15 protein-coding genes are annotated in these 23,627 nt (G+C 68.7%); all 15 read right to left on the bottom strand.

Annotation, left to right across the window (positions count from 1 at the left end; genetic code table 11):
- Positions 1-7 precede the first annotated feature (7 nt).
- The 15 genes from ACOGI9_RS01265 to ACOGI9_RS01195 all read right to left on the bottom strand — a co-directional run bounded on the left by ACOGI9_RS01265 (position 8) and on the right by ACOGI9_RS01195 (position 23,457).
- Entirely contained in the window at positions 8-1,912 is a 1,905-nt protein-coding gene (locus ACOGI9_RS01265; RefSeq protein WP_419859218.1) for a gamma-glutamyltransferase family protein, read from the bottom strand.
- Positions 1,913-2,024: 112 nt separating this feature from the next.
- A complete protein-coding gene (locus ACOGI9_RS01260) occupies positions 2,025-3,245 on the bottom strand; it encodes a DEAD/DEAH box helicase (RefSeq protein ID WP_419858101.1) in 1,221 nt (406 codons plus the stop codon).
- Between the two features lie 248 nt (positions 3,246-3,493).
- A complete protein-coding gene (gene lysA / locus ACOGI9_RS01255) occupies positions 3,494-4,858 on the bottom strand; it encodes a diaminopimelate decarboxylase (RefSeq protein ID WP_419858100.1) in 1,365 nt (454 codons plus the stop codon).
- Entirely contained in the window at positions 4,855-6,291 is a 1,437-nt protein-coding gene (locus ACOGI9_RS01250; RefSeq protein WP_419858099.1) for a Na+/H+ antiporter NhaC family protein, read from the bottom strand. Before ACOGI9_RS01250 ends, lysA begins: the two co-directional genes overlap by 4 nt.
- A gap of 38 nt (positions 6,292-6,329) precedes the next feature.
- Positions 6,330-6,881 carry a DNA-3-methyladenine glycosylase gene (locus ACOGI9_RS01245; protein WP_419859217.1) on the bottom strand — a complete coding sequence of 184 codons (552 nt, stop codon included), beginning with the start codon at positions 6,879-6,881 and terminating at the stop codon, positions 6,330-6,332.
- A gap of 50 nt (positions 6,882-6,931) precedes the next feature.
- Positions 6,932-7,294 (bottom strand): hypothetical protein, encoded by a 363-nt coding sequence (locus ACOGI9_RS01240; RefSeq protein WP_419858098.1) that lies wholly within the window; start codon positions 7,292-7,294, stop codon positions 6,932-6,934.
- Positions 7,295-7,571: 277 nt separating this feature from the next.
- Complete coding sequence (locus tag ACOGI9_RS01235) at positions 7,572-9,146, bottom strand: NYN domain-containing protein (protein WP_419858097.1); 1,575 nt, start codon at positions 9,144-9,146, stop codon at positions 7,572-7,574.
- Positions 9,147-9,355: 209 nt separating this feature from the next.
- The gene (locus tag ACOGI9_RS01230) at positions 9,356-10,948 is read right to left on the bottom strand and encodes a class I adenylate-forming enzyme family protein (RefSeq protein WP_419858096.1); all 1,593 of its coding nucleotides are present in this window, start codon (positions 10,946-10,948) and stop codon (positions 9,356-9,358) included.
- A gap of 11 nt (positions 10,949-10,959) precedes the next feature.
- A complete protein-coding gene (gene aroB / locus ACOGI9_RS01225; protein ID WP_419858095.1) occupies positions 10,960-12,087 on the bottom strand; it encodes a 3-dehydroquinate synthase in 1,128 nt (375 codons plus the stop codon).
- On the bottom strand, positions 12,084-12,578 hold the full coding sequence (gene folK / locus ACOGI9_RS01220) for a 2-amino-4-hydroxy-6-hydroxymethyldihydropteridine diphosphokinase (protein WP_419858094.1): 495 nt from the start codon (positions 12,576-12,578) through the stop codon (positions 12,084-12,086). Before folK ends, aroB begins: the two co-directional genes overlap by 4 nt.
- Positions 12,579-12,663: 85 nt before the next feature.
- Entirely contained in the window at positions 12,664-12,888 is a 225-nt protein-coding gene (locus tag ACOGI9_RS01215; protein ID WP_419858093.1) for a hypothetical protein, read from the bottom strand.
- Positions 12,889-13,075: 187 nt separating this feature from the next.
- A complete protein-coding gene (locus ACOGI9_RS01210; RefSeq protein ID WP_419858092.1) occupies positions 13,076-14,809 on the bottom strand; it encodes a hypothetical protein in 1,734 nt (577 codons plus the stop codon).
- A 65-nt stretch (positions 14,810-14,874) separates the two neighbouring features.
- The gene (locus tag ACOGI9_RS01205; RefSeq protein ID WP_419858091.1) at positions 14,875-18,255 is read right to left on the bottom strand and encodes a SusC/RagA family TonB-linked outer membrane protein; all 3,381 of its coding nucleotides are present in this window, start codon (positions 18,253-18,255) and stop codon (positions 14,875-14,877) included.
- Positions 18,256-18,362: 107 nt separating this feature from the next.
- Positions 18,363-20,090: a hypothetical protein gene (locus ACOGI9_RS01200; protein WP_419858090.1), complete on the bottom strand. Its 1,728-nt coding sequence runs from the start codon at positions 20,088-20,090 to the stop codon at positions 18,363-18,365.
- A gap of 55 nt (positions 20,091-20,145) precedes the next feature.
- Positions 20,146-23,457: a SusC/RagA family TonB-linked outer membrane protein gene (locus tag ACOGI9_RS01195; RefSeq protein ID WP_419858089.1), complete on the bottom strand. Its 3,312-nt coding sequence runs from the start codon at positions 23,455-23,457 to the stop codon at positions 20,146-20,148.
- Positions 23,458-23,627 lie beyond the last annotated feature (170 nt).

The following is a 23,627-nucleotide window of genomic DNA, read 5'->3' as shown; positions in this document are numbered from 1 at the left end:
CCGGCACTCACCACGCGATGCCGTAGTCGTCGCCGTGGTGGCTCGAGCCGCCCCAGAAGGCGTCGTTCTCCCAGTCGAAGAAGATCGCGTTGATCGGCCCGGACGTGCGCTCCGAGAAGGTCAGGTCGTATCCCATCGACTCCAGGGCGGAGCGGATCCAGGGCGGGGTCGCGTCCTGCAGGAGCATCCGTCCCGGGCGCGTCTCGTGCTGGCCGAACGAGCCGCGCATCTGGAAGCTGTTCATGTTCGGCGCCTCGACCGCCTGCTGCACGTTCATGTCCCACTCGACCACGTTGAGGAAGAACTGGAGCAGATTCTGGTCCTGGCCGTCGCCGCCCTGGACCGCGAAGGAGAGGAAGGGACGGCCGTCCTTCAGCGCCATGCCCGGCGTGAGCGTGGCGCGCGGGCGCTTGCCGGGTTCGATCACGTTGTACGGGTTGTCCGCCTCGTCGAGCACGAAGCTCTGGGCCCGCTGCGAGAGCCCGATCCCGGTCTCCCCGGCGACGACGGCGGGGATCCAGCCGCCGGAGGGCGTGATGGAGACGACCCAGCCCTCGGCGTCCGCCGCCTGTACGGAGGTGGTGCCGAGATAGAAGTCCTCATCGAGTGCCGCGTGATCGCTCAGCGACAATTCGACGCCCTGTTCCGTGGTGACTTCGGCCCGCGTCCCCCAGCGCTCGAGCAGGTCGGCGAAGGGGTTCTCCTCCCCCTGGAAGGGATAGGGATCGCCGGGCCCCGCGTTCGGATCGTTCCGGTCCCAGTCGATGGTCTCGAGCCGGGCTCGCGCGTAGTCCTTCGAGAGGAGTCCCTCGATCGGTTCCGCGGGCGGGAAATACGGGTCGCCGTAGTAGAAGTCGCGGTCGGCGAAGGAGAGGTTCATCACCTGGTAGAGCGCGTGGAGGTAGTTCGCGCTGTTGTATCCCATGGCCTGGAGGTCGAGCTGCTCGGCCATGTTGAGCGCCTGCAGCATGACGGGCCCCTGGACCCAGGTCGTGAGCTTGTAGACGTCGATCCCCTTGTAGTTGGCGGTGACGGGTTCCTCGAGGTAGACCTGCCAGTTCGCCATGTCCTCCATCGTGATGAGCGAGCCGGCCGCCCGCGCGCCCGCGACGAAGTCGGCCGCGATGTCGCCCCGGTAGAAGGCGTCGTAGGCCGCGTAGATCGCCTCCTTGCGGCTGGCGCCTCGCGCCAGCGCCGCGGCCTCGGCTTCCACGAGCCGTTCGAGCGTCCGCTTGAGGTCGGGCTGCCGGAAGATCTCGCCCTCCCGCGGGCCCGGGTTCTCCGCGTCGTCCGGGTGCGTGAAGTAGACATCCACGGACGACGGCCACTGCCGAATCTCGTCCGCCGTATTCCGGATGCGGCGCGCCGCGTCCGCTTCGATCGGGTACCCGTCCGCCATCTCGATCGATGGCTGCAGGACGTCGGCGAGACTCAGCCGGCCCCACTCGGCGAGCATCGTCATGAGCCCGCCGGGCGTGCCGGGGGTCACGGCCGACAGCGGACCGAACTCGGGCGGGAAGTTTTCGTGGCCCTCCGCCCGGTAGTGGTCCGGGGTCGCGCCGGTCGGCGCCACGCCGAGCGCGTTGACGCCGATCACGCGCTGTTCTCCGGGGTGATAGACGAGCGCCTGCGTCTCCCCTCCCCACGAGAGCACGTCCCACATCGTGGAGGTCGCGGCCAGCATGGCGGCCGCCGCGTCGACCGCGTTCCCGCCCTGGTGGAACATGCGCGCGCCGGCGGTGGCGCCGAGCGGCTTGCCGGTGATCGCCATCCAGTGGCGTCCGTGCAGGACCGGCTTGGCCGTGCGCTGGGCCTCGAGGACCGGGGGCAGAACCAGGAGCAGCAGGGCCGCGAGCGCGACGCCGGGCGTCCGCACGGGGCGGGGGGAGCGGGGGCCGAAAGCGACAGACATCATGGAATCCTCCGGGTAGGGACCGAGCGAGCCGACAGCCGAATATGGACCCCGCCATGCGCGTGGCGAAAGCCGGGCCGAAGCCGGCAGCCCGTGGCCGGAAACCCGGCGGCTAGCGCCGGCGTCGGATCCCGCGCCTCAGGGCGGTGGGCTCGGGGCGCTCGACCTCCGCCTCCTCCGGGGGCGGCGGCTCCACGTCGGGTTCGAAGCCGGGGACGACGCGGCGCTCGATCGTCTCGCCCAGCAGCCGCTCGATGGCCCGGATCTCGACCCAGTCGCTCGCGGCCATGAGCGTAATCGCGTCGCCGGTGTCGTCGCCGCGGGCGGTGCGGCCCACCCGGTGCACGTAGTCTCGGGGATCTTCGGGCACGTCGAAGTTCACGACATGGCGGATGCCGCGGATATCCAGACCTCTCGCGGCCACGTTCGTGGCGACGAGGACGCGGATCGAGCCCTCGCGGAAGCGCCGCAGCGCCTTGTCGCGCTGGTCCTGGTGCTTGCCGCCGTGCAGCCCCGCCACCGCGACGCCGTGCGACCGCAGATAGTCGGCGAGGTAGGTCGCCGTCACCCGCGTGCGCGTGAAGACGAGCACCTGTCCGTCCGGCCACTCGCCGAGCAGGTGGTGAAGGAGCGCGTGCTTCTGCGACCAGTCCACCGGATGGAGGACCTGGCGGATGCCCTCCGCCGCGGTCTCCCGGCCCACCTGCACCTCTTCGGGGTCGGTCATCAGCTGATGCGCGAGCCAGCGGACGCCATCGGGCATCGTCGCGGAGAAGAGGAGCGTCTGCCGGTCGTCCGGCGTGTGGCGCACGATCTCCTTCACGTCGTCGATGAACCCCATGTCGAGCATGCGGTCGGCTTCGTCCAGCACGAGGACCTCGACGCGGGACAGGTCCGCGTTCCCGCGCTTGATGTGGTCGAGCAGGCGGCCCGGGGTGGCGACGAGCACGTCGCACCCGAAGGCGAGTTCTTCCTTTTCGGGCCCCAGCGGGGTGCCGCCGTGGACGATGACGGACTCGATGGAGGAGACCGCGCCGTAGGTCGTGACGGCGGCGCCGACCTGCTGTGCGAGTTCGCGCGTCGGCGTGATGACCAGGCCCCGAGGGGCGGTGGACGGTTCCGTGGCCGCGAGCCGCTGCACCGCGGGGAGGGTGAAGGCCGCCGTCTTCCCGGTGCCGGTGTGCGCGGTGCCGAGGACGTCGCGCCCGGCGAGGATGGCGGGAATCGCCTGGCGCTGAATCCCGGTGGGCTCGGCGTAGCCCGCCCTCGCCACGGCCTCGACGAGATCGGACGAAAGACCGAGTTCGGCGAAGGGGTGCCCTTCGTCACTCACGTGCGTACCGTCTCATGAGGCGCGGGGTGCGGCGGGCGAACCGCCGGACCGGCGAGCGTTTCTTCGGGAGCGGGCAGGATGACCAGACTTCGTTTCGCCATGGAATGGGACAGCCATCGGGTCTTCGCCCGACGGAGCATGCGCCGCCACGGTGGGGCGCGGGAAGTCGCTTCGCAAGACGGAGGGGAGTCCGCAGGGGCGAAGCTCCGCCGCGGCGGGGGCCGAAGGCGTGCGTTTCGACCCCGACGTCAGCGTGCTCGCGACGGCCGAACTGCGGCGCCGCTGACCCGGGCGGCACCTCGGGCCGGCTCCGGGCTGCCGAGCGTGAGGTCGCACGCCAGGAGATCGTCGTCCGTCTCGCGGCGAACCACCTCCCGCGCCGCGCCGTCCCGCACGAACACGACGGAGGGGCGTCCGACCCCGTTGTAGCGGCTCGACATCGCGAACACGTAGGCGCCCGTGCCCGGGATGGCGAGCACGTCGCCCACCGCCGTGTCGCCGGGCAGCGTCGCCGCCGGCGCGATCACATCGCCCGACTCGCAGTGCCGTCCCACGACGCGAAACGTCGGCCCGGCCTCGCGGGGCGGGCGCGACGCGTTCAGCACCTCGTAGCTCGCCCCGTACAGCGACGGGCGCGGGTTGTCCGAGAGCCCGCCGTCCACGGCCAGCGCCTCCCCGGCCCCATCGATGCGCTTGCGCGCGTGAATCGTGTAGAGCGTGAGGCCCGCGTTCGCGATCACGGACCGGCCGGGTTCGACGATGAGCCGGTACGCGCCCAGCCGCGCCTCCGCGTCGGACCGGCGCAGGCCGGCCTCCAGCGCCTCGGCATACTCCCCCGGCGAGGGCACGTCGTCCCCCGCGCGGTACGGCGCCGCGAGCCCTCCCCCGAGATCCAGGTCGACCGTCTCGGGGAAGCAGAGCCGAAGCGGCGCGACGAAATCCACCGCCGCCTCCGCGACGCGGGAGAAGAGGGCGGGGTCCCGAATCTGGCTGCCCGCGTGGATGTGGACGCCGGCCAGACGCCACTCTCCCGCGCCCGCGATCCGGCGCGCGACGGACGCCGCGACGGGCGGCGACATCCCGAAATGCGTGCCCGGCCCCACGGTCCGCACCTTCTCGTGCGTTTCGGGGGTCAGGTCCACGTTCAGCCGCAGGAGCAGGTCGGGACGACGGTCGGAGCCAACGACAGCCGCGGCCCTCCGCAGGTCGTCGACCTCGTCGGGATGGTCGATGACGATCCGTCCCACCCCGTACGCGATGGCTCGTTCCAGCTCGACGGACGACTTTGCGTTCCCGTGCAGGATGACGTCGCGCATCGGGAACGCGGCCCGCCGCACGAGTTCGAGTTCCCCGCCGGAGACGACATCCACGAGCCAGCCCTCCCTGGCCAGGAGCCGCACCAGGGCCCCGCACAGGAAGGCCTTGCCGGCGTACGTCAGTCCGGCGTCCGCTCCGAAGGCGGCGCGAAAGCGGGCGAGGCGATCCTCGAGATGGCTTTCATCGACGACGACCAGCGGCGTGCCGAATCGGGCGGCGAGTTCCGCCAGCGCGACCCCGCCGACGCGCCCGCGCCCGCCGGCCTCCGTCCATGAGACGGGCAGAACGTCCCTCACATCAGCGCCCCGACGACGGCGAAGCCCGCGGTCGCGATCCCCCCGGCGACGATCGCATACGGAATCTGCGTCCGGACGTGCTCGATGTGATCGGTGGCCGACGCGAGAGAGGCAATGATCGTCGTATCGCTGATCGGGCTGCAGTGGTCACCGAAGATGCCGCCCGACAGCACCGCCGCCACGAAGGGCGCGGGCGGCAGGCCGAGGGCGTTCGCGAGCGGGACGGCCACCGCGAGCATGATCGCGAACGTCCCCCAACTGCTCCCGGTGGCGAAGGCGATCCCGCCCGTGACGACGAACACCAGCGGCAGCAGCACCATGAGCGGGAACGTGTCTCCGACGATGCCCGCCGCGTAGAGACCCGTCCCCAGCGATCCCGTCACGTCCCCGAGCGACAGCGCGAGCCAGAGCACGACCGCCATCCCGGTGAGCGCCCCCGCCCCCTTCAGGCCGACCCGGCTCAGGCTCTCCAGATTGAGGGAGCGCTGGCCCAGGGCGAGGAGCCAGGCGAGCGCCAGCCCTACCAGCACCGCCCACAGCACGCTCGTCGTGCCGGAACCCTCCGCGATGGTCCCTCCGCCCGTGACCCACATGAAGACGGGCATGGAGACGACCATGGCCGCGATCGGGATCAGCATGTTGCGAGGCTTGAGCGCGACGCCCTCGGCCGGCGGCGGTGCGATCTCATCCGGGTCCGCGAGCGCCACCGCGTGGTCCCAGTGGAGACGCCCGTCCCGCGTGCGCGCCTCGGCCTTCTTCATCGGGCCCCAGTTCCAGCCCCGGAAGGCGGTCAGGCCCGCGAGGATGAGCGCCGCGACGGCGTAGAGGTTGAGCGGAATCGCGACGAGGAAGACGCCGAGCGGGTTGGCCACGCCCTGCTCGGTCAGGATGCCCAGAACCAGCGCGCCCCAGGCGTTGAACGGGATCAGGATGCAGACGGGCGCCGAGGTCGAGTCGACGATGTAGGCCAGCTTCTCCCGCGAGATTCGGAAGCGGTCGAAGAGGGGCCGCGACACGGAACCCGCGACGAGGATCGTGAGATTCGATTCGATGAAGACGACGATCCCGATCAGCCAGGCCATGATCTGGGCGCGCCGGGCGTTCGTCACCCACCGAGCCTCCTCGACCCAGCGCACGAAACCCCGCATGCCGCCGTTCGCCTCCACCGTGGCGATGAGGGCGCCGATGAGGAAGGTGAAGATGATGACCCGCGCGTTGCCCGCGTCGCCCAATACGCCGATCGCGCCATCGATCGCCGCCGCCGCGCCGGCGGCCGGGTTCCAGCCGGAGAGAATCGTGTGTCCGAGCCAGATGCCGGCCGCCAGGGAGAGGAAGACCTGGCGGGTGTAGATCGCGAGCCCAATGGCCAGCAGGGGGGGAAGAAGCGAGGCGAAGCCGTACGTACCGACTTCCTGCAGAGCGATTTCGGCCATTCACGTCCTCCCGGGGTGTAGCGGCCCGCGGCGGCGACTCAGCGCTTCGAGACCCAGCGGCTCCGTCGATCGTAGAACCTGAGGGGTCGATCCGCCGCGCGCGAGATCCCGATCCGCGTCGTCACCTGCACGGCCGCCTCCGGGACAGGCTCTCCCCAAAGCAGGGAGAGCGGAGGATGATCGAGCCGGTGTCCCTGCAGTTCGGGGCCCACCGCGAGCGCCTGGGCGAGTCGGGCCGGACCGTTGGTGAGTTCGGCGCGGCCGCGGCGGCGGCGCATGACGTCGAGGCCCTCGGTTGGCTCGACGGCTCGCAGGAGAACGCCGGCCGGGAAGCCTTCCGGTCCCGTGACCACGTTCAGGAGCCAGTGGATGCCGTAGTTGCGGTGGATGTACGCGGTGCCCGGAGGTCCGAACAGCGGGGCGTTCCGCGCGGTGCGGCCGATCCGCGCCGCCGCGTGGCAGGCTTCGTCCTCGGGCCCGGTGTAGGCTTCCGTCTCGACGATGCGGCCGACCGTCCGCTCGCCCGCACAGTCGGAACGCACCGTGCAGCCGAGCAGCGCACGGGCCACCTCGACGGCGGGGCGGGACAGAAAGTCGGCGCCGATCGGTCCGGATCCGGGATCCGGGCCGGCCGGCTCGTTCAGCTTTCCAGCTCTGCGCGCCGGGCTTCGCGAACCACCTTCGCCCGACCTTCCGAGAGCACTTCTGTCAGGCGCGCCGGCTCGGAGTCGATGACCTCGAACACGCGGTCTCCGAAGTGGTCGAAGAGCACCTCCGCGGTCCGCTTCCCGACGCCCGCATAGTTGCGGACCATGTGTCCGATGGGCCCTCCGGCCGGCTTCGAGGCCGGCTTCGAGGCCGGCTTGGAGGCCGATTTCGCGGTTCCGCGGGCCGACCTGCCCGCCCCCCCGGCCTTGCGGGCCGCCGGCTTGTCGCGAGCCGGGACGTCCGCGCGCTTCGCGTCCGCCTTCGTCTCCTCCGTGGCCGTCTCCTCATCGGCCACCGGACCGATGCGAGGCGCACCCGCCTTCTTCGCCGCGCCCGCCGCCGCCGTCCGCCCGCGGGATCCCGAGCGGTAGCGCCCCAGTGTTCGCGGAGCAGACGCCTTCTCCCGGGCGGCCGGCCGGCTGTCCCGGGCCTCCGGCTCGTGCTTCGGCGCGGACGCCGCGGGCTCCTTCTTCGGCGTCTCCTTCTCGCGACTCGGCCGCGAGGCCCGCTGTTCCCGCGCCTTCGGCTGGCCGCGGCGGTCGGCAGGCCGATCACGCCGCTCGTCGGGCCGATCATGCCGCTCGCTCCGCCTGACGCCGATCCGACCGGCCTTTCCCGGTTGCCTTCGCCTCCTGGGCGCCGGACGCGTTCTTGCCGCCGCGTTCGGACCGAGGCGGCTCCGCCTTCCGTTGCTCAGCCGGCTTTTTCGGCTGGCGTTGCGCGTCCGCGCTGGCCGCCGGAGACGACGGCGCGCGCCGGGGCGCCGGCTTGCCGCGGGGGGCCGGCTTGCTCCGGGGCGCAGACTTGCTCGGCCGCTCTGCCTCCCTGCGGGCGTCCGGCTTGCTCGAGGGTTCCGGCTTGCTCGGGGATGCCGGCCCTCGCCGGAGGCGGCCGAGCGTCTTGCGCGCGGCCCGGGCCGCAGCGGACAGGGGGGACCGTCCCCCCGCCTCGTCCGGGGTTGCGGCCGGCTCCGACGCCGCCTTGCGCGCGGGCGCGGCCGGGACGGTCAGATAGTGATTGCCGTCGTCATGCCGCGACATCCGGACCACGCCGGCGTCGTGCGCCGCCCGCAGGAACAGGCTGAACTTGCTGAAGCCGAAGCTGCCCTCATCGAAGGCGGCGTCGTACTGCAGCAGCTTGCGCTTGGCCATGGAATCGCGGACCGGGGCTCCGTCCCGCGAGAGTTCGGCCACCGCGCGCTTCAGCGCCTCGTAGGCGCCTTCGAGGGCCGCTCCCGGAGAGTCCGTCGTCTTCGCCGGCGGCTTTTCGGCCTTCGCGGGCGCCCGCTCTTCCGGGGCTTTCGCGGCGGACCCGCGGCCGCGACCGCGGCCGGAGCCTCCGCGGCGGCCGCGCCGGCCGCGGCTCCTGGCCTGCGCGGTCTCTCCTTTGGAGGATACCGCGTCGGCGGCCTCCGCCGATGCCGGTGGCGCGCCGGACGGCAGGCCGATGTCGTACTGGCCGTTTTCCCGCTTCTGCAGCACGATCCGATCGCGCTTGGCCGCTTCGCTCAGAAACCGGTTGAACCGGGAGAAACCGGCCGTTTTCTCGTCGAAGCCCGGGTCCATCTCCAGCATCACCTGCTTCAGGCGATCCGACCGCATGACATCGCCGCGCTCGGCCATGCGCGCGACGGCCCTGCTCGTCAGCTCCCACGGATCGTGCTTCCTGGTCTGGATTTCGTCGGCCGAGGTGAGCCCGGACAGCCGGTTGTAGCTGTAGTACTCGTCGCAGTTCTGGACGAGGATGTCCGAAGTGGATTCCTGGAGCCCCACGCCGATCACATACTTCCCGTACTCCTTCAGCTTCAGCACGAGGCTGGAAAAGTCGGAGTCCCCCGACAGGAGGATGAAGGTTCCGATCTCCGGGCGCGTGAACACCAGTTCGAGCGCGTCGATCGCGAGCCGGATATCGGTGGCGTTCTTCTTCGACGACCCGTAGGCGGGCGCGAAGATGAGATCGACGGAGGACTCGGAGAGCGGCACGATGTACTGGGGATAGCGTCGCCAGTCCGCGTACGCTCGCTGGACGGCCACCTTGCCGTGGATGATGTCCGAATCGAGGAGGTTTTGGAGTTCCTGTCCCAGGTTGGACCGGATCCCCATGGTCACGTTGTCGAAGTCGATGAGAAGCGCCGCGGCGCCTGCCATATCGGCGGGGGGGCGCCGGTGAGGCGCCCGCGTGTACATGTCGTTCATGTCCTCTTGTTCCGTTCGTTGCCGCGAACGGCCCGGTGAGGCCCCTCTGCCTCGCCCCCGGTGGCGGGGGGGATGGTGAGAGGGGTCTACGGATCGCCGTTCGCGCTCTCGCCGATCCGGTCGCGGGCCGCTTTGCCCGTCGACCGCAGCGGCGATCTGGTCTAGTCGGCCTCGGCGCGTACGATGCGGGCCAGATTCACGCGGCGCGCTTGTGTGCTGGAGGCCTCCGGCAGCTCATCCAGAAAGTGAATGAGATCCGGCACTCTGTGCTCTGCCAGAGATTCGTGGCAGAAATCGCGGATTTCGTCGGCCGTGATCAGGGCCCCTTCGGCAGTGATCACGCAGGCGCAGATGAGTTCGCCCAGCACGTCGTTGGGGATCCCGAGAACCACCGCTTCTTCCACCGCGGGGTGGGACCGGAGCTGCGCTTCGATTTCGGCGGGGTGAACGCTGTTACCCCCGCGAAGAATCACGTCGCTCAGGCGGCCGACGATATGCAGGTAACCCTCGGGGTCCACCATCGCAAGGTCACCGGTCTTCAGGAAGCCGTCCTCGGTCATGGTCTTCCGAGTCTGGCCGGGTTGGCGGAAGTACCCGTGCATCACGTTGAAACCGCGCACGGCGAGTTCGCCCACGGACTCGTTGGGGAGTTCCCCGCCGGCCTCGTCAAGCACCCTCACCTCGACCCCCTCGAGTGGCCGACCCACCGTGTGGGCCCGCTTCGACTCCGGATCCGACCGGGCCGTGATCGACACCGTGGGGGAGGTCTCGGTGAGGCCGTAGGCGCTCTCGAGATCGGGGATCAGGCGACGGCGCGCGTCGCGCACGAGGGCCTCGCCGACCGGGGCGCCCGCGATGACCCCGGTGCGCAGCGAGTCGGGCCGGGCCCTGCCCTGTTCCAGCGCCCTAAGCAGCATCACGAACATGGTCGGGACGCCGTGAACGACCGTGGCCTCGTGCTCCCGCGCGAGCGCGAGCGCGCCCGACGCGTCGAAGGTCTCCTGCAGCACGAGCGCCCCCCCGGTGCCGAGCGTCGTGAGCAGCGCCGTGAGCCCGAAGATGTTCGGCAGCGGGACGACACAGAGCGTGCGATCCTCGGCCTCCAACTCCAGCCGTGCGGCGGTCGCGAGCGCGGTCCGCACCAGGTTGTCGTGCGTGAGGACGACCCCCTTCGGGGCCCCCGTGGTGCCGGGAGTGTACAGGATCGCGCACGGATCGCGGTGCGGGTCCACCTCCGTCGGCGGGATTTCCCGACCGCGGCCGCTCGCGATGAGATCCTCGAACTGGAAGATCCGGTCGTCGTACCAGAGATCCTCCTCTCCGACCGTCACCACGTACTGAAGATCCGGCAGCCGCGTGAGGAGGCTCTCGAAACGCTGGAGGTAGTCCACGCCGTTCCAGTTCTCCGCCGTGATCGCGACGGCGGCCTCGGAATTCCGCAGCGTGAAGCGGAGTTCGCGCGGCGAACAGTTCGGACCGATGGGCACGAGGACGGCGCCCGCTTCCGCGACCGCCAGGGCGGAGACCACGAATTCGGGCCAGTTGGGCAACTGGACCGCGACGCGGTCCCCCGGCTCGACCCCCAGGTTGTGAAGCCCCACCGCGAGGGCGCGGGCCTGCGCCGCGACGCGGGAATAGCTCCACGACCCGCCCCCCGCCCATATGCAGGGCGCGTGCGGGCTCAACTCCGCGTGTCGCGCGAAGAGACCGGCGACGCTGAGCGTGGAGGTCGGGGACGGTTCGGGGGGGATCACTTCCGACAATCTCAAACGCCCGGGGCCGGTCGTAAAGCCGTCGCGAGCGGTTGTCCGAGGTCCTCCTCGCCGAGAGCGAAGCTGTGGCGTCCATCGGCGTCGGTGGCCACCTCGCCGAGCCGCGACAGGAATACGCAGCGGATCCGGTCCCGACGCGCCTTCTTGTCCTTCGACATCGCATCCCGAATCTCGGCTGGCTCGCGGTCCGTCTCCCAGTCGCCGTCGAGCCCGCACGCTTCCAGCAGCGCGGTGAGCTGTTCGGAGGTTCCGTGCTCGGTGACGCCTAGCAGTTCTCCCAGACGCGATTCGACGCGCATGCCCGCGGCGACGGCCTCGCCATGCAGGAGCTTGTAGCCCTCGAGAGCTTCCAGGGCGTGGCCGACGGTGTGTCCGAAATTCAGGATCTCGCGGCGGCCGCGCTCCAGCGGGTCATCGCCGACCACCGCCGCCTTGTGCCCCACGACGCGCTCGATGAGTTCGCCGGACGCATCCGGGTCGCCGCTCGATAGCGCCGAAGCCCCCCGGTCCATCCAGTCCCAGAGCTCCACATCGAGAATCGCCGCCGTCTTCACGGCCTCCGCCAGCCCGGCGCAGCGCTGGTGCCGCGGCAGCGTCTCCAGGACGGCGGGATCGATGAGCACGGCCGATGGGTGATGGAAGGCCCCGATCAGGTTCTTGCCCGCCTCGGTGTCGACGCCCGTCTTCCCCCCCACGGAGCTGTCCAGCATGGCCAGAAGCGTCGTGGGAATCTGAATGACGGGAACGCCGCGCATGTACGTGGCCGCGACGAAACCGGCCAGATCGCCCGCGACCCCGCCTCCCAGCGCGACGACGGCCGAGTCGCGACCGAACCGCGCGTGAAGCATGCGATCGCTCAGCGCGGCCCACTGCTCCCGGCTCTTGTTCCACTCGCCCGCCGGAAACGGGAACAGATCGGAGGCGAGACCGGCATCCTCGAGGCGGGAGACGACCGCGGCGCCATAGAGCCGCGCGACCTGCGAATCCGCGATCACGGCGTATCGGTGCGCCGGCGCGTACTCCCGGCAGACCGACGCCGCGTCGTCGAGCAGACCCGGTTCGATGTGAATCGGGTAGCTCCCGCCTCCGGCGGCTTCGACCTCCAGAGTCCTACGGCTCATGAGCCTCCATCGGAAGCCTCCGTCAGGCACAGTTCCGTGACCGTGACGCCCTCCCGGCCCACGGCGGCCGCCAATTCGGCGATCGAGCGCCCGAGCGACGGATGTCGCCAGGCGCCGGCAACTTCCGCCAGCGGCAGCAGCACGAAGGCCCGCTCCGCGAGCGCGGCGTGAGGAATCGCGAGGTGCGGCGTCTCGACGACGTCGTTCGCGTAGAGAAGGATATCGAGATCGAGCGGACGGGAGGAGTATCTCGGCGCGTCGAGGTCGCGGCCCGCCCGCGCCTCGAGGTCCTTGAGCGAAGCGAGCAGCGCGCCGGGCTGGAGACGGGTCCAGCCGGCGCAGCAGGCGTTCAGGTAGGCGGGCTGGTCCAGACCGTACGCGGGCGCGGTCTCATAGACCCTGGAGAACCGGGGTTCGACCAGCACCGTCTCCGCCAGGCGCCGCGCGGCGACGCGCAAATGGTCGATGCGAGAACCCAGATTCGATCCCATCCCGAGGGCCACGGCCCGCAGCGAGGGGTCGACCTCGGATGCTGGCCGGCCGGGGCCCGTCAAGGCGCGCCGGGCGCCCGAAGGGCTAGCGGCTCTCCGGGAGGGCCGGGACGATGTTGTTGCCCGGATTCGTGTTGCCCGGCTCGTCGAGCGCGGTGTCTTCCATCGAATCGACGTTGGGAACCGTGGGCCCGACGTTGAGGTCCACACACCCGGTCGCGGACGCGCCCGCCAAACCGATCAGGACCGCGCATGTCGCCAGGAAGTGCGTGGCTCTCAGTCTCATGTATCCCTCTGTGTTCTTGCTCAAGACCGTCTCCGTCGCCGAAAGCTAGCGCGGCGGACGACCGCCGCACAACGAGGAAACGTCCGAAGTCCGCGATTTCTGACAGCCCCCGATTCCGGACGTAAAGAGGCCACCGGGACGGACCCGGTGGCCTCTTCCACAACCCGGGGTCGCCCGCAGGCCCCCGGGCCGGGACACTCCGCCGAAATTGCTAACGCACCACGAGATCGGCGTTTGCGGCTCGAGCCTCCCTCGCGAGACTCCTCTGGATACGCTCCAGCGAGTACGCCGCACGCAGCAGCGCAGCGTCGAGACTGCCCGGCACGATCGACGGCGGGATCGGATTCCCGGCCGAACTCGGCTCCCCTCCGCCGAACGTGTAGATGTCCCGCTGCAGGACCTCGAGATCCGCGGCGGGGATCGGCAATTGCAGCGCACTCCCCGCCGGCATGATGTCGTTGCGCCGGCCGTGCCAGAACTCGAGCCCGCCGAACACGTTGAACACGTTTTCGAAGTGCTCGAACCACATCGCGTCGCGCAGGTTCCCGCAGCGGCCCTGTACGTCGTACCGCTTCCGCGGCGTGCATTCGCCGTTCGCGTTCGATGGCACCGCATCCGTCGGGTTCGACGGCGCGGGCGGCAGGCCCGCCTCCATGCGCGTCTTGTTCACGATGTCCGCGGCGGCCCCGAAGTTGCCCATGCGGTAGTGGCCCTCCGCCACGTACGCGTCCATCTCCTGGTGCGTCATGGACTCCATCGCGCCGAACTCGCAGCGGCTGCAGCTCAGCGTGTAGTCGTCGTACCGCGAGTCGCCGTAGTGCGACTGCCGGTACGTCCCGCGCTCCGGCCGGAAGATGATCGTGGCGTTGTACCGGTGGCGCGGACCGTACGAGGCGGCCGAGGGACTCACGGGCTCGCCCAGCGTGCCGGTCTCGTTCACCGCCGGGAACCGCTTGTCGTCGCCGAACGTCATCTCGCGCGCCGTCCGCTGTTCCGTGGGGAACGTCAGCCAGTCCTGGTACTGGCCGCTCTGGTCCGCCATGCCGACCCAGTCCATGTGCATGCGGTGCCAGGTGTTGTTCTCCTGCATGAAGATCTTGATGCCGCTCCACCACGGGGTCCCGGAAGAACGGTCCTGGCCGATGGCAACGAGTTCGCGAATGCCGTTCTCGGCGTCGGAGATGACCTTGCCCCAGTTCACGCCGGCGGCCTCGGCGTCGGTTCGCGGCAGGTTCGCGGCGCAGCGCGCCTTCCAGCTCACGAGGTAATCCGCGAGCTGGTTGTTGTCCCAGGGATTCCCGTTGATCCACGTATCCGGGAGCGTGAACGAGGACGACCGGGCCGCCGCCTCCGCCTCATCCAGCTTGTTCACGGCGTACTGATACACCGCGTTGTAGTCGACCGTGTCCAGCTCGCCGCTGAGATCCACGGTCTCATCGACGATGAAGGCCTGATCGTACCACAGCGCGAGCAGGCAGTTGAGTATCGCCTGACTGGCCATCGCGAACGTCCGGGCGCGCGCGTTCCGCTCGCCGCCGGGGCCGATCTCGAGACCCTCATCGAGGGCCCGGATCCCGTCCGACGCCGCGGAGATGCCGCCGTAGGCGTCACCCCAGTTCGCCTCGAAGACGTACGACGGGCTGTACGAAGCCGAGTTCGGCAGCGGCTCCCGGGGCTCACGACCGAGGTCGTTCATCCCCATGTTGCCCCACGTCGCCGTGTGGCGGCTCGACATGTGGTTGAAGGCGAAGTTCGCGTTGTTCCAGTAGTGCCCGATTTCCCAGACCTTGAGGTAGGAGCTCGCGATGAGCGTCTCCACGTCGTCCGGGCCCGCCAGGGCTCGCGTCCGGTCCGGCTCGTTCAGGTTGTCGACCTGCAGGTCGCAACCCGTAAAGCCGACCGTAAGCGCCAGCGCGATGGCGGGCAGCGTCAGCTTCCTTTTCATGATTCCTCCATTACTCGATCATTACGCAATTCCATGTCCGTCCGACCCCCTTCGGCGGAAGGGTGTCAGAAGACCAGCTCCGCCGAGAAGGTGAACGTCCGGAAGTTCGGATAACCGAAGCTGTCGACGCGGTTCAGGGTCGCGCTCCCGACCTCCCCGCCGTCCCGGCCGACTTCGGGATCGTACCCGCGGTATGCGGTGAAGGTGAACAGGTTGCGGCCGATGGCGCTCAGCGTGACCCGATCGAACACGTCGCCGAAAACGGACGAGGTGACCGACTCCGGCAGCGTGTAGCCGAGCGACAGCTCGCGGACCTTGAGCCAGTCTCCGTCCTCGCGGAACCAGGAGTTGTCCGACCCGACGTTGTAGATGACCGAGGCGTAGCCCGTGGGCTTGTTCAACTCGAGCGGCTTGCCGGTCTGGTCCACATCCTCGCCGCGCAGTTCGCGCAGCGCCCACTGCGCCGTGTTGTTGTAGATCGAGTGGCCCACCGACGACTCGAGGAGCGCGTTCAGACTCAGGTTCCTGTAGCGGAAGTTCGTCGCGAACGACGCGCTGAAGTCCGGCGTCGTGTTCCCGTACGGGAGAAAGTCGGTCAGGCGGCACTTCTCTTCGTAATCGCCCGGGTTCTTGGCGATGCAGGCCGGCGAGTAGTCTTCGACGTAGAACGGATGCCCCCATTGGTACGTGCGGTCGCCGTCCGGCGTGGACACGGTCCCCTGAGTACCCCACAGCTTCTGGCTGAAGCCCTCCGTGTAGTCGCTCCCCCCCGTGTAGACGAGGAGGCCGTCATCGTTCACCTGGAAGTTGGCGCTGCAGTCGGAAGCCGACACGCCGACCGGCGTCAGATCGGCGCAACTGGTGGCCAGCACTTCGCCCCACAGCTCGCCCAGCGGGCGACCCTCGGACACGAAGAAGGTCCCCACCGTATAGTCGGGAACGTCCAGCCGCGTGATCTCCTGCTTCGTCTTGTCCCAGTTCAGCCGGAACTGGAGGCCCATGTCCTGCGTGTCGATCACCGCGTAGCGCAGCGACACCTCGTACGTCTGTGCCGCGATCGCGCCCGCGTTCTGCCACTGGTTCGAGAAGCCCACGAACGCGGCCTGCGGAACCTGCAGCAACTGGTCGTCCGTCGTCTGCCAGGCGTAGGTCAGGTCGAGGCCGAGGTTCTCGAAGAACACGAAGTTGATTCCCGCCTCGCGCTCCGTCGTGAACTCCGGCTTCAGCGCGCGGTTCCCGAGGTTGACCGGGAAGATCGCGCCCTGCGCGACGCCGAACGTCTCGTACTGGGCGTAGAAGTTCGGGCGACCGCCGGCCGTGCCGAGCGAGAAGCGCAGCTTCAGTTCGTCGATCGCGTCGATGTTCCAGAAGTCCTCCTGCGCCACGCGCCACGCGACCGAACCGCGGTAGTACGTCTGCCAGCGTTCATCCGGCCCGAACAGCGAGGAGCCGTCGCGTCGGATCAGGCCGTCCAGGATGTACTTGCCCTGGTAGTCGACGCTCGCGATCCCGAAGAGTCCCTCGGCCTTGATCGACCGGACCTGGTTGTTCCCGGAGGTCTCGCCGATGATCGCGCCGAAGTTCGGCACGTCCTGCACCGAGAACCGGCTGCCGAACACGCCGTTCGACTTGAAGCTCTGGTCTTCGATGAGATAGCGGGCCTTTCCGCGCACGGTCACGTCGCCGTCCATGAACGTCTGGCTCGCGCCGAGCGTCACGGAGGCGTTGATCGCCTCGTCGGTGAAGTTGAACTCGCGGAGGCTGCCGCCGGTGAGTTCGCCGGTGCCGCTGGCGCTGGACGTGCGCTCGTTCTTGGGCCGGATCGTGTAGTCCCTGAAGTCCGTCCGGTCGAACGAGGCATTCGCCTCGAGCGTCAGCCAGTCGAAGGCCGCCGGCGAGAAGTTGAGGTCCACGGAACCCATGGACCGCGTCCGCTTGTCCCGGCTGGTGTTGACCGCGAGCAGATAGAGCGGGTTGGCCTCGATCGACTGCGGATCCGCGTTGATGTCGGGATACCCGTCGAACGACGAGACCTCCGTCAGTTCGATGGCGGGCGACATGAAGGTGAGACGGGAGAAGGCCCCCGTCGACACGGCCTTGTCATCCTGGTCGGAGCGCGAGTAGAAGCCGCTCGCCGCGATGTCCAGGTCGCCGAAGCGCGTGTCGACGTTCAGGCGGACGTTCTGCCGCTCGAAGCCCTCGTCGTCGGGAACGCCGACGTTGAAGGCCGACAGGCCCTGCGCCACACGGTCCGCGTTGAGCGTGGCGAGGTTGTCGATGCACTGCGAGCAACTCACGACGCCGGCTTCGCGGAACTGGTCCACGCTCACCCGGAAGCTCGACTCGCCGAACCGGCCGGTGACCGCGCCGTAGATGTCCATCGTCTCGCCGGGATCGAAGAACGTGTCCATGTGGTCGAACAGTTCGCCCGGGAACGCCTGGTTCGCGAACGCGGTGGACGTCGTTCCCGGCTCGCCGACGTTGATCTGGTTGTAGAGCAGGGCCGAGCCGAAGCCGGGGCGGTTGAGGTCCCGGAAGTCGACCTCGCTGCCCTGCGAGTCGATGAACTTCGTCCCGGACGCATTCATCGTGTACGGATGCGAGCGCACGAGGCCGATGTCACCGACGAGCTGGCCGAAGCCGTACTCGCCGCGCGCGAGGATGTTCAGCGAGTTCGTCTGCAGCCCCGTGCCGCGCTTCGTCGTGATCTCGATCACGCCGTTCTGCGCCCGCGAACCGTACAGCGATGCCGCCGCCGCTCCCTTCACGATCTCCACGTGGTCGATGTCCAGCGCACCAACGTCCGAAAGCGATGCGCCCTCGGACTGGATCACGCCGTCGATCACGATTAGCGGCGACGTGCTCCGGCCGGCGGAGTTGATCGACGTCGGGCCGCGCAGCATGATCGAGGCGGGCTGGCCGGGCTGGCCGGAACCGGAGACGACCGACATACCCGCGGCCTTGCCCGCCAGCAGCGAGGAGGCGTCGGCCGCCGGGACCGGCAGGTCCTGCGCCGAGAGCCGCTCCACCGTGAACGGGAGCTTCACCGCCGGCGTCTCGCCCACCACCCCGGTCACGACGAGGTCCTGGAGGCGAAGAGCCGTCTGCTCCACGGCGAAGTCCGCCGACGCCACCTGGCCCGACGCCACCGTCACCGTCTGCGACAGCTCCCGGTAGCCGATCAGGCGGACCGTCACGGTCTGCTCGCCCGCCGGCACCCCCTCCAACCGGTACGTGCCCTCCGGACCCGACAGCGTACCGATCACCGTTCCAGCAACGAACACCTGCGCACCGGCCACCGGGGCCAGCGACTCCGCGTCGGTCACCGTCCCCGAGACCGCTCCCTGAGCGAGCAGCGGGGCCGCGCCGATAAAGAGCCAGACGCTTACTGCCGTGGCGGCCAGCGCGCTCGCGCGCCTCCGCCGTCCTGACAACTTGAACAACATGGATCACTCTCCTGTAGCAGTGAGATCCGTTTGTGCTTCGTATGCGACCGTCCTTTATCTGAAGTCAGGCCGGGGGGCGCCCACCGGCGCCCCCCGGTCGTCTCATCTCAACGCACGACCATGTCTTCGCTGGCACGCGCGGCTCTCTGTTGCCGCTGGAGGCGATGCAGCGTGAAGGCCGCCCTCTCCAGCGCCGAGTCGAGGCTGCCCGGAACGATCGACGGGGGCGTCGGATTGCCGGCCGCTCCGCCCGCGCTCCCGCCGAAGGTGTAGATGTCCCGCTGCAGAACCTCCAGATCCGCCGCCGGCATCGGCAGGTGCAGCGCCGTGCCCGCCGGCAGGATGTCGTTGCGTCGCCCGTGCCAGTGTTCGAGCCCGCCGAACACGTTGAACACGTTCTCGAAGTGCTCGAACCACATCGCATCCCGCAGGTTGCCGCAACGCCCCTGCACGTCGTACCGCTTGCGCGGCGTGCATTCGCCCGCGCCGTTGGAGGGCACCGCGTCCGTCGGATTCGACGGGGCGGGAGGCAACCCGGCCTGCATCCGCGTCACATTGATGATGTCCGCGGCCCCCGCGAAGTCGCCCATCCGGTACAGGCCTTCCGCGACGTAGTGCTCCATCTCCTGGCCCGTCATCTCCTCCATTTCCCCGGACTCGCAGAAGTTGCAGCTCAGGGTGTAGTGGTCGTACCGGGCATCGCCGTAGTGCGACTGCCGGTACGTCCCGCGCGAGGCGATGAAGATGATGTTCGCGTTGTAACGGTGGACGGGACCCGTGGACGCGGCCGTGGGACTCACGCTCTCGCCCAGCGTCCCGTTCTCGTTCACGGCGGGGTACCGCCGGTCATCCCCGAACTCCATCTTGCGCGCCGTCCGCTTCGAGGTCTCGAAGGAGAGCCAGTCCTGGTACTGCCCGCTCTGGTCCGCCATCCCGGCCCAGTCCATGTGCATCCGGTGCCAGGTGCCGTTCTGCTGCGCCTTGGCCTTCAGGTCGTCGAACCAGGCCGTGTCGGACGAACGGTCTTCGCCGACGACGACGACATCCTGGATGCCGGCCCGCGCGTCGGAGATGATCTGGCTCCAGTTCGCACCGGCCGCCTCGGCATCCGTCCGCGGCAGGTTCGCCGCGCAGCGCGCCTTCCAGCCGACCAGATAGTCGGCGAACTGGTTGTTGTCCCACGGATTCCCGTTGATCCAGGTGTCCGGCAGCGTGAACGAAGTCCCCCGCACGGCGGACTCCGCTTCGTTCAGCTTGCCCATCGCGTAGCTGAACATGCTGTTGTAGTCGACGGTCTCGAGTTCGCCCGTGAGATCCGTCGTCTCGTCGACGATGAAGGCCTGGTCGTACCACAGCGCGAGCAGGCAACTCAGCATCGCCTGACTGGAGAGCGCGAAGGCGCGCGCCCGGGCATTGCGCTCGCCGCCCGGCCCGATCTCCAGACCCTCGTCGATGGCCCGGACCCCGTCGGACGCCGCCGCGATCCCTCCATAGGCGTCGTTCCAGTGCTCCGAGAACACGTACGACCAGCGATAGGAGGTCGAGTTCGGCATCGGTTCGCGTGGCTCCCGGCCGAGGTCGTTCTGGCCGTTGTTACCCCACGTCGCCGTGTGCCGGCTCGACATGTGGTTGAAGGCGAAGTTCGCGTTGTTCCAGTAGTGACCCATCGCCCAGACCTGCTGATAGGAACTGGCGATGAGCGACTCGACGTCATCCGGGCTCGCCAGCGCGCGGGCCCGGTCCGGCTCGTTCGGGTTGTTGACCTGAAGGTCGCAGCCCGAAAAGCCGACTCCCAGAGCCAGCGCGACGGCCGGCAGTGTCAGCTTCCTGTTCATGACCCCTCCATAAACTCAGTCCATGTCCGTTCGACCTCCGTTTCGCGGAGGGGCATCAGAACACCAGTTCCGCCGAGAACGTGAACGAGCGGAAGTTCGGATAGCCGAAGCTGTCGTACCTCTGCAGGCCCGCGTTCGTGAGTTCGCCGCCGCTCCGGCCGACTTCGGGATCGTATCCGCGATAGTCCGTGATCGTCAGCAGGTTACGGCCGATGGCGTTGAAGGTGATCCGGTCGAACATCTCGCCGAAGAGGCTCTGCCGCATCCCGTCCGGCAGCGTGTACCCGATCGACAACTCGCGGATCTTGATCCAGTCGCCGTCCTCGCGGAACCAGTCGTTGTCGTTGTTCGAGAGATACACCCCGGCCACGTAACCGATGGACTTGGTGAACTCGAGGGGTTTCCCCGTCTGGTCCACGTCCTCGCCCCGGTCATCCCGGAGCGCCCACTGCGCCGTGTTGTTGTAGATGGAGTGACCCATCGACGACTCGACGAGGGCGTTCACGGCGAGGTTCCTGTAACGGAAGTTGGACCCGAACGACACGTTGAAGTCCGGCGTCGTGTTCCCGAACGGAAGCACATCCGTGAGCTGGCACTTCTCCATGTAGTTCCCCGGGTTCTTCGCCACGCAGGCCGGCGAGTAGTCCACAACCTTGATCGGAATGCCCCAGAGATACGTGTTCTCGCCACCATCGGTCGTGGGCACGGTCCCGTCCGTCCCCCAGAGTCTCTTGCTGAACCCTTCGGTGAAGTCGGCGCCTCCCGTCCACACGAGGATGCCGTCGTCATTCACCCGGAAGTTCGCGTTGCAGTCCGCGGCCGCGATGCCGACGGGTTCCAGATCCGAGCACGTTCGCGCCAGCACGTGGCCCCACATCTCGCCCAGCGGACGACCCTCCGAGACGAAGAACGTCCCTTGGCGGTACGCGGGAACGTCCAGTCGCGTGATCTCCTGGCGCGTCCGATCCCAGTTCAGACGGAACTGCAGGCCCATGTCCTCCGTGTCGATCGGTGCGTAGCGCATGGAGATCTCGTACGTCTGCGCGGAGATCTCGCCCGCGTTCTGCCACTGGCTGGAGAAACCCACGAACGCCGGCTGCGGAACGCGCAGCAACTGGTCGTCGGTCGTCTGCCATGCGTACGTCAGGTCGAGACCCAGGTTGTCGAAGAAGACGAAGTTGAGCCCCGCCTCACGCTCCGTCGTGAACTCGGGCTTGAGTGCCGTGTTCCCGAGGTTGACGGGGAAGATCGCGCCGCCCGAAATGCCGAAGGTCTCGTACTGGGCCTGGAAGTTCGGCCGGCCGCCCGCCGTCCCCAGCGAGAAGCGCAGCTTCAGTTCATCGATGGCGTCGATGTTCCAGAAATCCTCCTGCGTCACGCGCCAGGCAAACGAGCCTCGGTAGTAGGTCTGCCACCGCTCGTCAGGCCCGAACAGGGACGAACCGTCGCGCCGGATCAGACCGTCGAGGATGTAGCGGCCCTGGTAGTCCACGCTCGCGATCCCGAAGAGTCCTTCCGCCTTGATCGCCCGGACGGAGTTGCTGCCCGTCGTCGATCCGGTGATGGCCCCGAAGTTGGGGACGTCCTGCACCGAAAACTGGGTTCCGAATACGCCGTTCGACTCGAAGCGCTGGTCCTCGATCAGGTAGCGTGCCTTACCACGCACCGTGAGGTCGCCGTCCATGAACGTCTCGCTCGCGCCGAGCGTCACCGATGCGTTGATCGCCTCGTCCTCGAAGTTGCCTTCGCGCAGGCTGCCGCCGGTTGGGCCCTCACGGGTCTTCTCGTTCTTCGGATACAGTTCGTAGTCGTAGAAGTCCGTTCGGTCGAAGGACGCGTTCGCCTCGAAGGTCAGCCAGTCGAGGGATGCCGGCGAGAAGTTGAGGTCGACCGAACCCATCGTCCGCGTCCGCTTGTCCCGACTGTCTACGATCGCCAGGAGGTAGAGCGGGTTGTTGGAGATGGACTGCGAGTCCGCATCGATCCTCGGATAGCCGTCCACCGGGTCGATCTGTGCCAGGTCGACGGCCGGCGAGGCGAACGTCAACTGGCTGAACGCGCCGTTCTCGAGCGCCTTGTCGTCCTGGTTGGCGCGCGAGTAGAACCCGCTCGCCGCGATGTCCAGGTCCCCGAACCGGGTGTCGACGTTCAGGCGCACGTTCTGTCGCTCGTACCCGTCGTCGTCCGGCAGCCCGGCGTTGAAGGCCGTCAAGCCCTGGGCGACCCGGTCCGCGTTCAACGTGGCAAGGTTGTCGATACACGGCGTGCAACGCACGATGCCGCCTTCCCTGAACTGGTCCACGCTCACCCGGAAGCTCGACTCGCCAAACCGGCCCGTCACCGCGGCGTAGGCATCGATCGTTTCGCCGGGATCGAAGAACGTGTTCATGTGATCGAACAGCTCATGCGGGAACGCCTGGTTGGCGAACGACGTGAAGGAATCGCCGGGCTCGTCCGGATTTATCTGGTTCGCGAGGACCGGAGCACCGAATCCGCCGCGGCTCAGGTCCGTGAAAGCGACCTCGTTCCCGTCGGTGTCGATGAAGAGCGTTCCCGCCGCGTTCATCTGGTACGGGTGGGACCGCGTCAAACCAACGTCCCCCACCAACTGGGCGATGCCGTACTCGCCGCGAGCGAGGATGTTCAGGGTGTTCGTCTGCAGCCCCGTCCCGCGCTTCGTCGAGATCTCGATCACGCCGTTCTGCGCCCGCGAACCGTACAGCGACGCCGCCGCGGCCCCCTTCACGATCTCTACGTGGTCGATGTCCAGCGATCCGATGTCGGAGAGCGAGGCCGACTCCGACTGGATCACCCCGTCGATCACGATCAGCGGCGACAGCGAGCGGCCCGATGAATTGATGGAGGTTGGACCGCGCAGCATGATCGACGCCTCCGCTCCGGGCTGACCGGAGCCGGAAACGACCGACACGCCGGCCGCCTTCGCCGTCAGCAACGCGGAGACGTCGGCCGCCGGCACGGGGAAATTCTGCGCCGACAGCCGCTCCACCGTGAACGGGAGCTTCACCTGCGGCGTCTCGCCCACCACCCCCGTCACGACGATGTCCTGGAGGCGAAGCGCCGTCTGCTCCACGGAGAAGTCCGCCGTCGCCACCTGGCCCGACGCCACCGTCACCGTCTGCGACAGTTCGTGGTAGCCGATCAGGCGGACCGTCACGGTCTGCTCGCCCGCCGGCACCCCTTCCAACCGGTAGGTGCCCTCGGGACCCGACAGCGTGCCGATCACCGTTCCCGCAACGAACACCTGCGCGCCGGCCACCGGGGCCAGCGACTCCGCGTCGGTCACCGTCCCCGAGATCGCTCCCTGAGCGAGCAGCGGGGCCGCGCCGATAAAGAGCCAGACGCTCACTGCCGTGGCGGCCAGCGCACTCGCGCGCCTCCGCCGTCCGGACGACTTGTGTAACATGGATCACCCTTCCTCTAGCGTGGGACCCTAAGCGACCCGACCCCTCTCCCTGCCCCCCAAGAAAAACGATCGGGGCCGCAGGATCGCGACCACCGATCGTTGTTTGCCGACGC

Origin of the sequence: Candidatus Palauibacter irciniicola (genome assembly GCF_965208695.1) — a bacterium.
In the GTDB taxonomy this organism is placed as follows: Bacteria; Gemmatimonadota; Gemmatimonadetes; order Palauibacterales; family Palauibacteraceae; genus Palauibacter; species Palauibacter irciniicola.
This window is presented reverse-complemented; position numbering and strand designations above follow the sequence as displayed.